Raw genomic sequence first — 13,175 nt, forward strand, 5'->3', positions numbered from 1 at the left:
GACAGACCGTCGAAGAAACGTGCCTGTCCTTGCATGGGGTCGTCAGATTCCGCCAAGATCAAATGCCTCGGCAAGTCCTTCACCGGTCTTTGGTTCGCTACGTGCGACCTGCTGAACCGTGAAGCGATCAATTTCACCAGTCATTGTAATGGATGAAACCTTCGCGGCAATAAGCGGTTGCACAAACATCGGCAACAGGACGATTTGCTGAACCGGGCCAAGCAGGACCAGAAACAGGAACGTCATCGCAAAGACAAACGGCATGTTGGGGCCAGCATTGCCACTTGCAGCGATAGAAGCACCGATAACCATAGAAAAGATCATGACGATCAGTGCAAACAGGACCACCAAGGATATCAGCAAGACCGCATAGATCTTAAACAGCTTCTTCGGGGTAAGCTCCGACGAAAAGGCAAGGTTACCCAGTGATGTTTCACCGGTCGTATAGCGGAAGAACCAGGCCTGATACCGCGCGAATTGATAGGCTCCGAAACCAGCGCCGACAAGCCCGATCACAATGGCAAGTGGCAATAACACCTTCACCAGTGCCACAAATAACCCAAACGTGACCAGATAGGTCAGAAGTAAAATAAACCAGATAACAAGCCACTTCTTGAATGCGGGCGTGAACATGCCGCCAAAGGCCATCTTGGCATCGCCAAGCATCGTATGGTTGCGCTCATACTTCATTAGTTCGATGTCATAGTATGGTTTGCAGATACCGAGGGTAAGGCCGGTAAAGAAAAGGGAAACAAGCGCATTCCCTGCATACTTTAGCGATGATCCGCCAAGATGGCCGCGAATACCCCGCCACGATGTGCGCGACAGCCGGTATCTCTGTGCGCGGTACATGGCTATATGCATCAGGAAGATCAAAGGTATCCAGGTTGCAAGATCAATCGCGAAATTGATCCCGGCATTTCCAACCGGAACCTGCATGCGCGCATAAACGAAAAGGGCAATGAACGGGCCCGCACAGAGTGCGACAATCACAAAGCCCAGAAACAGTTCAAGCCCGCGTCCGGTATATTCAAGCCCATCACCGTCAATTCTGGTATGCGACCAGACATAACGACGTACCCGGGTCTTGGCCCAGAACCGAAAAATGCCCAGCGTCAAAATGGTCCAAAGGGCATTCCACATGGCAAGAGCCATGATCTTGTTCCATGTGCCGGTATATTCAAGTTTGTGATGTGTTTGATCCAAGGGTGGTTCAGAAAACACAACTTCGTTGTGATCTTCTGTTTCCGGAACATCACTTTGGTCATTGTCTCGATTCGTCATGAGCCCCTCGTGCCCTGTTTGCTTTTGCAAACGTGGTGAAGTGAAAAAGGCACCTGCTTGTGTCTCAGGTTGCTGATCTCCCCCGCACTAAGCTTTAGCGTGTAGTGAGCTCATGATCACTCACTCAAAAGGTTAGGTGAGATCGGAAATTGTACAATACGACTCGCCCAAAAACTGTACAGATTCGCGGAAAATGTTCAGAATTGCCAAGGTCGGTTGATTTATATGACTGCAATTCATCTAGTGGAAGAAGCTTTGCACAAGCAAAATCCCTGCTATTTCAAGGCGTCATCAAAATTGTCAATTTATTCTGGTTCCACGGTTTGACTTTTAGGTGAATTACAATGCAATAATATGCGCGGGGAAAAACGCTGGGGGAAGTTAACCAACATGGAACAAGAGAATCTTGTTCGTGCGCGTAGCCACGAACAGAAACTGAAACGCCGTGCAGATATTCTGGATGCTGCACGCGAGCTGTATCTGGAAGGCGATGGGACGTTGCCATCGGCTGCCGAGGTCGCCCGCAAGGCCAATCTGGCAAAAGGGACCCTCTATCTTTATTTCTCAAGCAAAGAAGCACTCTTCCTTGAAGTGCTGCGCCATTTTCAGAAAGGCTGGTTTGAGAACAATCTTGACGTCATTGATCAGGAAGCACTGCGACGGCCAGAGGAACGGGATTCAACCCGTGTGGCGCGCGAATTTGTGCAGTATCTCGTGAAAAACGAAAAGTTCCTGTATCTGGCGTCCTTGTCACAAGGTGTGCTGGAATCGGGATCGGACGATGAAATGGTCGTCGGCCACCGCCGTTTTCTGGCGTCAATGGTCAAACGTACGGCCGATGCCCTGGCCGAGCTTTACGAAATCACGCCGGACGATGCCAGCAAGCTGATGCGGTCATCCTATGCGCTGGTGATTGGCCTTTGGCAGATGTCGCAGCTGCCTGATCGCGTCAAAAAGCTGATGGAACAGAATGCGCTGACCAATCTGATCATTGATTTCGAAGAAGCTGCCGAAGAGGCTGTCGTGTCTTACTGGCAGGTGGCGGCACCTGGCATGAAATGCCGTGAAATGATGCGCCGTGCCGCATCTGGCGAGTGCTAGCACCGCGCACAGTGCGGTACAGATCGGACAGATCAGATAAATCGGATCACAATGCAAAACAGCGCCGGAATTTCTTCCGGCGCTGTTTTTGTTTGTAGCTTTGCAGGACCTGATGATCAGGTGGCCTCGGCACCGCCATTGGCGGCCCGGTTGCGCAGGCGTTCTGATCGCAGGATCAGGATGCTGGCAATCACAATCAGGATCGATACCGCCAGGATAATCAGCGTCGCAAGCGCGTTGATTTCCGGCGATACACCCAGACGCACCGATGAAAATACCTTCATCGGAAGGGTGGTCGAACCCGGCCCTGCGACAAAGCTTGCAATCACAAGATCATCAAGCGACAGCGTAAAGGACAGAAGCCACCCGGCCATCAATGCCGGAAGGATCATCGGAAGGGTAATCACGAAAAAGATCTTGCCCGGTTTGGCGCCAAGATCCATCGCCGCTTCCTCAACCGAAATGTCCATGCCTGACAGGCGCGATTGCACGACCACCGCGACATAGGCCGCGCAGAATGTCGTATGCGCAATCGTGATGGTCGAAAGCCCGCGTCCGGCCGGCCAGCCAATCAACTGTTCAAGGGTCACAAACAACAGCAAAAGCGACAGACCGGTAATGACTTCGGGCATGACAAGCGGGGCGGCAATCATGCCTGAAAACAGGGTTCGGCCCTTGAACCGGCCAAAGCGCGACATGACAAGCCCGGCCGGTGTGCCAAGTGCCAGCGCAAGCGTTGCAGACATCACTCCGATCCGCAGGCTGTTCCAGGCGGCATCGATCATGCCGTCATTGTTAAACAGCGACACATACCATTTGGTCGAAAACCCGGCCCAGACAGTAACCAGCTTGCCTTCGTTAAACGAATAGACAATGACCAGCAGGATCGGCACATACAAAAACGCAAAGCCGAAAACCAAAGCCGAAATCAGGAAGGTTGAACGTTTACCACTCATTGTTCGCGTTCCTCCTGCTTGGTCTGGATATGCTGGAACCACATGATTGGCACCACAAGGAAGATCAGCATCGCAATCGCCACCGCCGATGCAATCGGCCAGTCACGGTTGGCAAAGAATTCATTCCAAAGCGTTCGCCCGATCATAAGCGTATTCGGACCGCCCAGAAGTTCCGGAATAACGAATTCGCCAACAGCTGGAATAAACACCAGAAGCGACCCTGCCAGAATACCGGGCAGGGACAGCGGCAAGGTCACCTTCACAAAGGCCTGCCACGGTTTGCAGCCAAGATCCATCGCCGCTTCGATCAGGCTGATATCCATTTTCTCAAGCGTCGAATAAAGCGGCAGGATCATGAATGGCAGATAGGTATAAACAATGCCGACATAAACCGCGAACTCGGTCTGACGCATGATCAGCGGTTCGGTAATGATCCCCGTCCACATCAGGAATGCATTGATCAGACCTTCGCGGTCGAGAATGCCAATCCAGGCATAAACACGGATCAGAAAGCTGGTCCAGAACGGCAGGATCACCAGCATCAAAAGAACGCTGCGCATCGATCCGCGGGCGCGTGCAATCCCGTAGGCCATCGGATAACCGATCAAAAGGGTAATGATCGTGGAAATGGCGGCAATCCGGATCGAATTAAGATAGGCCGTGGCATACAGGCTGTCAGATAACAGGAACAGATAGTTCCCGAAATTAAGCGTGATCGTGACGCCTTCATCAATCCATGCAAACAGGGCGCTATAGGGCGGCTGTGCATATTCCGCCATTGAAAAACTGATCTTCAGAACGATCAGAAACGGCACAAGGAAGAACAGGAAAAGCCAGAAATAAGGGATCCCGATCACCAATACCCGGCCATGCTTGATCATCCAGCGGTCAAATTTTTGCTTGATGGTTAGCTTGTCACTGCTCATTTGTTCAGAACCGACGCAGCCCCGGCCTCCCACGATACCCACACGCTGTCTTCCCACGTATAGCGCGGTTCGATCTGGCGGGTGGAATTGGGCTCGGTGACCTTGATGCGTTTGCCGGTTTCAAGGCGCACGTGATAGGTCGAAATACCACCAAGATAACCGATCTCTTCGACCTTGCCCGACAGGCAGTTATATTTGGTGTCTTCCGGCGCATCCTTGGTCAGACGCAGGCGTTCCGGGCGCAGTGCCACCCAGAAAGTCATGCCTTCATGGCCCTGAACAGCGTGATCGATATAGATATCGCAATTGGCCTCGTCCGATTTGATGACCGCGTATTTTTCATCATCATCAACCAGAACGCCTTCGATCAGATTGACCTGGCCCAGGAAGTTCGCGGTATAGCGGCTGTTGGGATATTCATACAGCTCGAACGGGGTGCCGATCTGATTGATCACGCCTTCATTCATCACCGCGATACGTGATGCCATGGTCATGGCCTCTTCCTGGTCATGGGTCACCATGACAAAGGTCGTGCCGACTTTTTCCTGAATATTGACCAGTTCGAACTGGGTCTGTTCGCGCAGCTTCTTATCAAGCGCGCCCAGCGGTTCATCAAGCAAAAGCACCTTCGGGCGCTTGACCAGTGACCGTGCAAGGGCAACACGCTGGCGCTGACCACCGGAAAGCTGATGGGGTTTGCGTTTGGCAAATTTGGTCATTTGCACAAGGGCAAGCATATCAGCAACCTGCTCCTTGATCTCGGCGCGCGAAACGCCGTCCTGAACAAGGCCGAACGCCACATTCTGTTCAACACTCATATGCGGAAACAGCGCATAGGACTGGAACATCATATTTGTCGGGCGTTCATAGGCCGGGACGCCGGCCATATCGACACCATCAATGAAAATCTTGCCCGATGTGGGTTCTTCAAATCCGGCAAGCATACGCAGAAGTGTCGTTTTCCCGCAGCCCGAACCGCCCAGAAGGGCGAAAAGCTCGTGGCGATAAATATCAAGGGAAACGTCATCGACAGCGTAAAAGTCGCCGAATTTTTTGGTCACATTCTCGAAGCGGATATAGGGAACCGCATCTGGATTGTTCCAAGGTTGCGTCTTATGCACGTCCTCATGCGCGCGATCGAAAACCGCCTCAGGCACCAGCATTCTCCCCTTTTTCAGTGTCATGATGAACCGATTTGACCAGACGACAGTCCCTGATGATCTGCTGCGCAAGTTTTTGATTATTGCGTCGGCGCCGGGTGTCGGTTCGCTCTGATAACAGGATGAAGCAATTCTACAATCTGTAAAGAGGGGTGTGCGATATTTTGAACAACAAATATGATTTGCCGCCCAAAACGGCAGAAAATGGCCTTTGGGTGTTCAGAAAATGTGCATTCTTCGACCGCAGAGGACAGCGCGCGGACGGGCGGGGATTGTGTGACTGTCTTCACAGCTTTGCGAGTCACAGCGATGCCGGGGTGCGGGAGGTAGACGGCACGGGACATCTGGTACGGGGCGTCGCCGATAAGAAAAGGGCGCGATGAAAATCGCGCCCTTTGATGGTTCGAACTGTTTTGTTGTCCGATCATCAGGGGATGATCGCAACGACAGTCTTACTGACCGGTTTTAAGCTTGGTCCAAAGACGGGTACGGGTACGCAGTTCGCGCGAACCCGGTTCGACTTTCGAACGCAGACGTTCTTTGACTTCCTGCGGCGGGTAGATGCCCGGATCGTTCAGGAGTTCCTCGTCAACCAGTTCCATTGCCGCCAGGTTCGGGGTGGCATAGGCAACATAGTTGGCAATGTCGGCTTCAACGTCGGCACGCAGCACATAATCGATGAATTTGTGTGCCAGTTCCGCATTCGGCGCATCGGCCGGAATCATCATGGCATCAAACCAGATCAGGGTGCCTTCCTTGGGAATGACATACTTGATCTCGTTGCCGTTGCCGGCTTCTTCGGCGCGAAGGGCAGCCATGCCAACGTCACCCGACCAGCCAACAGAAACACAGGTGTTCCCGTTTGCAAGATCGTTGATGTATTGCGAACTGTGGAAATAGGTCACGTAAGGACGGATTTTTTCCAGCTCGGCAATCGCGGTTTCAATCGATTCTGCGGACGGTGCGCCGTCTTCCATATTGCCGAGATAGAAGTTGACCAGCGGCACAACCTCGCCCGGATCATCGAGAAGGCTCAGACCGCATTTCGACAGCGGCTCGGCATATTTCGGATCGAAAATCAGCGACCAGCTATCGACCGGTGCGTCGTCGCCAAGGACTTCCTTGACCTTCTCGACGTTATAGCCATAGCCGTTCGTACCCCAGAAATACGGAACGGCAAATTTGTTGTCTGGGTCGTATTTGGCCTGCTGTTTCAGGATGACCGGATCAAGATTGCCATAATTGGACAATTTCGATTTGTCGATTTCCTGGAAGATACCGGCCTTGATCAGGCGTTCGGCATCGGCAAGGGTCGGGACAACAATGTCATACCCGGAATTGCCTGCCAGCAGCTTTGCTTCGACAACCTGGTTGCTGTCATACACGTCGTAGTTAACCTTGATGCCGGTTTCTTTTTCGAAATTGGCAATGGTTTCTTCGCCGATATAATCCGACCAGTTATAGATGTTCAGAACATCTTCGGCCTGCGCCGCGCCGGCAAGGCCAACGGATGCAAGCACAACAAGGCTTGAAGATTTAAGAAGAGATTTCATTTCGCTGAGCCTCCCATGTGGCAGCGTTTGAAAAGTTTGGGCGTCCTGTTGTTTCATTCCCCCAGGACAAGAGGACACGTCCAATATCCTTCGAATGCATCAGGATATTGTCAAACACAAGATGGAAAATTGTGCATTTTTCGAATCAAGTGAAAATTTGGGCATTCGAGATGCAATAATCTTGCGCCGGGTTCAGGATCCCGGCGCAAAATTCGATCTTTGATTTTAAACGTTGAGCAACAGGTGCTCGCGTTCCCAGGCGCTGATCACGGTCTGATAGGCATCCCATTCCGCTTCCTTCACCGCCAGAACCGCAGCCGAGAATTCCTCGCCCAGAAGTTCTTTCAGCGGCTTGCAACGCTGGAATTTCGCCAGTGCCTCGTGGATATGACGGGGCAGGGAATGCGCCCGGTCATAGCCCGACCCTTCGATCGGTGACGTCGGTTCGACTTCTTCAAGAATACCCAGAAGACCACAGGCAAGGGACGCTGCCACTGCAAGATACGGGTTGGCATCGGCACCCGGAATGCGGTTTTCGATCCGGCGTGCGGCTGCCGGGCCATTGGGCTGACGCAGACCGACCGTTCGGTTATCAAGCGACCAGTGCATGTTGATCGGGGCATCCGACCAGGGCTGCAAACGGCGATAACTGTTCAGATTCGGTGCCAGAAGCGGCATGGCCGCAGGCAGATAACGCTGCAAGCCGCCAATATAGTTCAGGAACATCCTGGAGTTTTCGCCGTCATCATCGGCAAACAGGTTCTTGCCGGTATTGATATCGACAAGACTCTGATGAATATGCATCGCACTGCCCGGATGGTTGCCCATCGGTTTGGCCATGAAGGTACCATAGACTCCATGCTTGAGTGCGGTTTCGCGCAGCGTGCGCTTGAACAGGAACGACTGGTCGGCCAGTTCAAGCGGCTCACCATGGTTGAAGTTCATTTCAAGCTGGGCGGGACCGGATTCGTGGCTCATGGTATCGGCATCGATATCCATGGCTTCGCAATAGTCATAAAGATCTTCGATCAGCGGGTCGAACTCGTTGATCGCATCAATGCCAAACGCGTTCGATGCACGTTCCGGGCGGCCGGAACGGCCAATCGGCGGTTCAAGCGGGTTGTCCGGATCGGTGTTTTTCGCCACCAGATAAAATTCAAGTTCCGGGGCAATGACGGGTTTCATGCCGCGTTCTTCAAATGCCTTGAGAACACGTTTGAGAACCCCGCGCGGCGAGGTCGAAACTTCCTCGCCAGAGAAGTGATAGCAATCGCAGATGATCTGGGCAGTCGGCTCCTCGTACCACGGCACGACGCGGATGGTTTCCGGATCGGGAACCATGACGACGTCTTTTTCCGCCGGGTCAAGGAATGCATCGGTTTCTTCCGGATAGCCGCCGGTTACAGTCAGGCAGAAAATCGCCTCCGGGATGGCAAGGCTTTTGGCTTCCAGACCGCGCAGAAACTTCTGCGTCGGCAGAACCTTGCCCCGGGCCACCCCTGACATGTCCGGTACAATGCATTCGACTTCTTCGATTTTTCGCTCAGATAGCCACTTCTTGAGATCGGTGCTCATATGTAGTCGGGCGCTTTCACGCCAGTCCTTCAAAATTGCATTTTCTTGCGTTTTTCGGGCCATTCCCGACAAATTTCACAAGAAAGAATGTTGGTCTTCGAAGAGTTTTGTATTTTATTTTGTTATTGTTTTGGTTTTTCGAATTATAGTCGAAATATCGGTGTGATCGTCGAAGATATCAATTCATATCTCTGGAACGACCCCACCATATTGCGGTATAACTGCTCCAGATTATAAGGGCAGCGCTTGGACGCTGGTCAAGGAGGTATTATGAAAATCGAACATCCCTATCTTATGTTTCTTGGTGACGCGCCGGACGAACTGGCTGCAAAAACCGCAATCGGCATCAAGCAGTGGCGCCCGGAATGGTGCGTCGGTCAGCTCAGCCTGCCGGGCTGTCAGGCTGATCTCGGTCTGCAGGAAATGACGATCGCCGAAGCAAAGGCCGCTGGCGTCAAAACCCTGGTTCTTGGTGTTGCCAACCGTGGCGGCATTATCGGCCCGGCATGGATGGAAACCCTGCTTGCCGCAATTGATGCCGGCATGGATATCGCAAACGGTCTTCATACCCGTCTTTCGACGATTCCCGAGCTGGTCGAAGCAGCTGCCGCCAAGGGTGTAAAGCTGTTTGACGTTCGCCACTTCGATGGCAAGGTTCCGGTCGGCAACGGCGAAAAACGTTCCGGCAAGCGCGTGCTGGCAGTCGGTACCGACTGCTCGGTTGGTAAAATGTACACCACTCTTGCCATTGATGCCGAAATGAAAAAACGCGGCATGAAGTCCGACTTCCGCGCAACTGGCCAGACCGGCATCTTTATCGCTGGCGAAGGCATTTCGGTTGACGCGGTGATTTCCGACTTCATCTCCGGTGCGGTTGAAACCATTGCGCCGGCCAATGATGCCGATCACTGGGACGTTATCGAAGGGCAGGGCAGCCTGTTCCACGCTTCGTTCTCGGGTGTGACCATGGGCCTGATCCACGGCTCCCAGCCCGATGCGCTGGTTGTCTGTCATGAACCGACCCGTGCGCATATGCGTGGTCTTCCGGGCTACAAGCTTCCGGATCTCAAGACCTGCATGGATGTCAATCTGATGCATGCCAAACTGACCAACCCGAACTGTGTGGTTGTCGGTTTTGCCATCAACACCAAGGCGCTTGACGATGCCGCCGCGACCAAGCTTCTGGCCGATATCGAAGCCGAATTCGGTCTTCCGGCTGTTGACCCGGTCCGCACCGGCGTTGCGTCGATCGTCGACAAGCTTCAGGAGATTTAAGTTGCCTCAACTCACTGTGATTTCCGAAGTCTTCCCCCTTGCACAGGTTTTCAAAATCTCGCGGGGGGCCCGGACCGAGGCACATGTGGTCAAGGTGACCCTGACGGACGGCACCCATACGGGCTATGGGGAATGCGTTCCCTATGCCCGTTACGGGGAAACGGTCGATGGTGTCATTGCTGATATCAATGCCCAGGCCGATGCCCTGTCGCGCGGCATGACCCGCAAGGAGCTTCAGGATGCCATGAAGGCCGGCGCGGCACGCAATGCAGTTGATTGCGCCTATTGGGATCTCGAAGCCAAGCGGTTCGGCCGTCGTGTCTGGGAAATGATCGGGCACAAGGCACCGGAAGGTCTGGTAACGGCCGAAACGCTCAGCATCGATACCCCCGACAACATGCGCGAAGCAGCACGCAAAATCGCCCATGCGCCGTTGTTGAAGGTCAAGCTGAACGGGGAAAATGTTCTCGAATCCGTGCGTGCGGTTCGCGAAGGTGCCCCGACGGCCCGCATCATTGTCGATGCCAACGAAGCCTGGTCACTTGATCTGCTCGAAGATATCGGCGCCGAACTTGACGGGTTGGGAGTCGAAATGATCGAACAGCCGCTTCCTGCCGGTCAGGATGATGGTCTGATCGATATCGATTGCCCGGTTCTGCTATGTGCCGATGAGTCGGTTCATACGGTGGCAGACATTCCGCGTCTGGCCAATCTCTATGACATGATCAATATCAAGCTCGACAAGACCGGCGGCCTTACCGGCGCGCTCGAACTTGCCGAAGCAGCCTCCAAGGCAGGCATGCAAATTATGACCGGCTGCATGGTCGGGACATCGCTTGCAATGGCACCGGCCATGATCATCGGCGCAATGTCGCGCATTGTTGATCTTGATGGTCCGATCTGGATGGCTAAGGATCGCGACCACGCCCTGACCTTCAAAAACGGGGTGATGGGGCTTCCCGATCGTGCCCTTTGGGGCTGATGCCGATACGCGCGGGTCGGTGATCTGTGCGCATCCTGTCATCTGACTGATATGTTTCAAAAGGCCGCCCCGGCATTCGGGTGCGGCCTTTTTCTTTTGCGTAATATGACCGCAGGTCGAATTGCCTTTGCCGCCATTTTGAAAAAAGTTTCAGTTTTTTTAAAGTGATTCCAAAATTGAAACTTGAATAATTATCTTTTTTATCAATATGTTGCGCCACGGTTCTCGACGGTGTTGCAAAGATCGCTATGTCGTTTGGATACGACCACCTCCAATGGATAGTTGTATCTTTGGTTAAATAAGGGAACCATGATGGTCACATTCGGGGACAGGTAGGTCCCTGAAATTATTGAAGGTGGAGCTGTTCTGCGTGCTATCTGATCTCTTCAGAGATAGTAGGCGCACTGCCGGGTCTTTGCGGTGTTGCTATCGTGACTTCCTCTATACGCCAAGACATGCGGAATTATTGCATCTGCGGCGTAAGGAAACGATTCTGCTATCGGCGCGTTTCGCCGCCTTCTTTGTATTGGTGCTGATGCTGGCTGTCCCGTTCTGGGATGGTTCTCTTTCGATTGATATGTGGTCCTCACAGGTCTTTGTGATGCGGCTGCTGGTGTCCGGGGTGGCCTTGGCCGTCATCACCAACCGGGCGGTCAGTGCGCGCTTGCGTCGGCATTTTCCCTATTTGCCGATGTTGATGCTGATTGTTGCGGTCTGTCTGCTGACGGTATTTTGCGGCAATGATCTTCAGGCGACCGAACGCATGCATACCGCGCACAGTTTCCTGATGCTGGGGCTGGTGGTGATGATTGCGATCATGCCCGTGACCCTGGTCGAAGCAGTCATGCTGTGTGTGCCGATTCTCGGGCTTCTGGTGGTCGGGGGCTATGTCGACCTTGCCACCGGCATGATCCCGCTTGAATTGCTGTTGATGGTGCTGCTGCCGCTTGCGGTCTTTTCGGCACTGGTACAGCTCTATCGCACGATTGTCGCGGCCCAGGAAATCGCCATTGATCCTTTGACCGGCTGTTACACCCGTGCCTTTGGCATGGAAATGATCAAGGTCAGCTTTGATGGTGCCCTGCGCAAAAAGGTGCCCTATACGGTGGCCTTTATCGATCTTGATGATTTCAAACAGATCAATGACCGCTACGGGCATGACTATGGCGATCGCATTCTGGGCGAGGTCGGTGAAAATCTGGTTGCCCGGTTCCGGCGTTCCGATCTTGTCGTGCGCTGGGGTGGGGAGGAATTCCTGGTCCTGCTGCCCGAACTTGATCGTGCCCGCGCCGCCGAGGTCCTTGACCGTGTCATGGCACCGGGATTGGCCGCTCTTGAAAATGGTCAGGTCCAGAAAGCCAGCGTCGGTCTGTCCGAACGGATCGAAGATGCAATCGCCTTGCCGCAAAACCTGATCGAACTGGCCGACCGCCGCATGTATGAAGCCAAAAAACGCCGCGATCATGATGACATGATTGCAAACGGGCTGTCCGGGCGCCGTCACCCGACCCGCAAGCCTGCTGGCGCACCCTGCAGCGCCAATGTCCAGTCGGTTGACCGTACCCTGAATTGATCGGTCTGATCCTGTATGCCCTTTGCCAGCATCGGGTAAAGGACGGCGGCGGTACGTGCTCCTGTTCTTCAACTGACAATTTGCATCGGAAGCACCGCAGCTCCTTAAGTCCATGTCCGGGACTGTCTCTCTCTGCGCTTCACACCACGGGCCATGTTTCTGGCGCTTAACGTCAGATGCCTGTTTGTTGGCCGTCTCTCGGACGCTTGGCGCCGGAGCATCTGAGCACCAGCATCTGCCATCCATTGCCGGTTGGTTGCTCGGCGCGGGCCATCCAGTACGCTGCACTCACCTAAAGCACCCAATATCCGAAGCTCTCATAACCACTTCCGATTTGCGACGCCCTTCGCACGGTGGTTCAAGCGGGCTGTGGGGGTTCTCAAGCTTTGGCGGTGTGGCACATCGTTTGGTGCCCATGACGGTGTTTGCGGGCAGGCCATCAAATCGCGGGTTTTTATTTTCTTTTGTGATCGACTTTAATCACCGGTATTGGGGGAAAGAGTTCTGATGCAATCGACGCTTGCGTGCATCTCTCGGGCTTTCGGTCTGTGTTTGACGGGCGAAACGCCGTTTGATGTGCTTGTCCCGGGTGGTTTTCTCGCTTTCGGGGGTGATTTTCCCGAATCACCCGAACCGGGCAGGGGGATTGTGGGCGATTGATGCGATGGATTCGCATCGATTCTTTTTCCAGATTCGAAAATCCGCTTTTCTTTGGTGATCAAAAAATAGCCTCCCATATCGGAAATTCAGACCGATTGGCGGGCATTGTCATAAAATTGTGATGAAAAAA

Annotated in this window: 10 protein-coding genes; 4 read left to right on the forward strand and 6 right to left on the reverse strand. The window is 53.5% G+C overall.

What is annotated here, in order from left to right; all coding sequences use genetic code 11:
• Positions 1-42: 42 nt before the first annotated feature.
• Complete coding sequence (locus WA429_RS10230; protein WP_287465951.1) at positions 43-1,284, reverse strand: YjgN family protein; 1,242 nt, start codon at positions 1,282-1,284, stop codon at positions 43-45.
• A gap of 390 nt (positions 1,285-1,674) precedes the next feature.
• Here WA429_RS10230 and WA429_RS10235 point away from each other — a divergent pair, with 390 nt between their 5' ends.
• Positions 1,675-2,385 carry a TetR family transcriptional regulator gene (locus WA429_RS10235; RefSeq protein WP_068518094.1) on the forward strand — a complete coding sequence of 237 codons (711 nt, stop codon included), beginning with the start codon at positions 1,675-1,677 and terminating at the stop codon, positions 2,383-2,385.
• 116 nt (positions 2,386-2,501) lie between these two features.
• Here WA429_RS10235 and WA429_RS10240 read toward each other — a convergent pair whose 3' ends face one another.
• From WA429_RS10240 to WA429_RS10260, 5 genes are all read right to left on the reverse strand, one after another.
• Complete coding sequence (locus tag WA429_RS10240; protein WP_101245943.1) at positions 2,502-3,341, reverse strand: ABC transporter permease subunit; 840 nt, start codon at positions 3,339-3,341, stop codon at positions 2,502-2,504.
• Positions 3,338-4,267 carry an ABC transporter permease subunit gene (locus WA429_RS10245; RefSeq protein WP_068518092.1) on the reverse strand — a complete coding sequence of 310 codons (930 nt, stop codon included), beginning with the start codon at positions 4,265-4,267 and terminating at the stop codon, positions 3,338-3,340. The genes WA429_RS10240 and WA429_RS10245 overlap by 4 nt, the downstream gene beginning before the upstream one ends.
• Positions 4,264-5,430 (reverse strand): ABC transporter ATP-binding protein, encoded by a 1,167-nt coding sequence (locus tag WA429_RS10250; protein ID WP_287465952.1) that lies wholly within the window; start codon positions 5,428-5,430, stop codon positions 4,264-4,266. The genes WA429_RS10245 and WA429_RS10250 overlap by 4 nt, the downstream gene beginning before the upstream one ends.
• Positions 5,431-5,879: 449 nt before the next feature.
• Positions 5,880-6,980: a polyamine ABC transporter substrate-binding protein gene (locus WA429_RS10255; RefSeq protein ID WP_068518090.1), complete on the reverse strand. Its 1,101-nt coding sequence runs from the start codon at positions 6,978-6,980 to the stop codon at positions 5,880-5,882.
• 225 nt (positions 6,981-7,205) lie between these two features.
• Positions 7,206-8,555: a glutamine synthetase family protein gene (locus WA429_RS10260; RefSeq protein WP_287465953.1), complete on the reverse strand. Its 1,350-nt coding sequence runs from the start codon at positions 8,553-8,555 to the stop codon at positions 7,206-7,208.
• 270 nt (positions 8,556-8,825) lie between these two features.
• Between WA429_RS10260 and dgcN the strand changes: the two genes are divergently transcribed.
• The 3 genes from dgcN to WA429_RS10275 all read left to right on the forward strand — a co-directional run bounded on the left by dgcN (position 8,826) and on the right by WA429_RS10275 (position 12,385).
• Positions 8,826-9,830 carry an N-acetyltransferase DgcN gene (gene dgcN, locus WA429_RS10265; RefSeq protein WP_068518089.1) on the forward strand — a complete coding sequence of 335 codons (1,005 nt, stop codon included), beginning with the start codon at positions 8,826-8,828 and terminating at the stop codon, positions 9,828-9,830.
• A 1-nt stretch (position 9,831) separates the two neighbouring features.
• A complete protein-coding gene (gene dgcA / locus WA429_RS10270) occupies positions 9,832-10,812 on the forward strand; it encodes an N-acetyl-D-Glu racemase DgcA (RefSeq protein WP_101245946.1) in 981 nt (326 codons plus the stop codon).
• A gap of 466 nt (positions 10,813-11,278) precedes the next feature.
• The gene (locus WA429_RS10275; RefSeq protein ID WP_287465955.1) at positions 11,279-12,385 is read left to right on the forward strand and encodes a GGDEF domain-containing protein; all 1,107 of its coding nucleotides are present in this window, start codon (positions 11,279-11,281) and stop codon (positions 12,383-12,385) included.
• Positions 12,386-13,175 lie beyond the last annotated feature (790 nt).

Source organism: Thalassospira sp. CH_XMU1420-2 (genome assembly GCF_037029325.1).
Taxonomy (GTDB): domain Bacteria; phylum Pseudomonadota; class Alphaproteobacteria; order Rhodospirillales; family Thalassospiraceae; genus Thalassospira; species Thalassospira povalilytica.

Coding starts and splice junctions, on each gene's coding strand:
- WA429_RS10235 (WP_068518094.1), top strand. CDS start 1,675: ATGGAACAAGAGAATCTTGTTCGTGCGCGTAGCCACGAACAGAAACTG.
- dgcN (WP_068518089.1), top strand. CDS start 8,826: ATGAAAATCGAACATCCCTATCTTATGTTTCTTGGTGACGCGCCGGAC.
- WA429_RS10260 (WP_287465953.1), bottom strand. CDS start 8,555: ATGAGCACCGATCTCAAGAAGTGGCTATCTGAGCGAAAAATCGAAGAA.
- WA429_RS10245 (WP_068518092.1), bottom strand. CDS start 4,267: ATGAGCAGTGACAAGCTAACCATCAAGCAAAAATTTGACCGCTGGATG.
- WA429_RS10230 (WP_287465951.1), bottom strand. CDS start 1,284: ATGACGAATCGAGACAATGACCAAAGTGATGTTCCGGAAACAGAAGAT.
- WA429_RS10255 (WP_068518090.1), bottom strand. CDS start 6,980: ATGAAATCTCTTCTTAAATCTTCAAGCCTTGTTGTGCTTGCATCCGTT.
- WA429_RS10240 (WP_101245943.1), bottom strand. CDS start 3,341: ATGAGTGGTAAACGTTCAACCTTCCTGATTTCGGCTTTGGTTTTCGGC.
- WA429_RS10250 (WP_287465952.1), bottom strand. CDS start 5,430: ATGCTGGTGCCTGAGGCGGTTTTCGATCGCGCGCATGAGGACGTGCAT.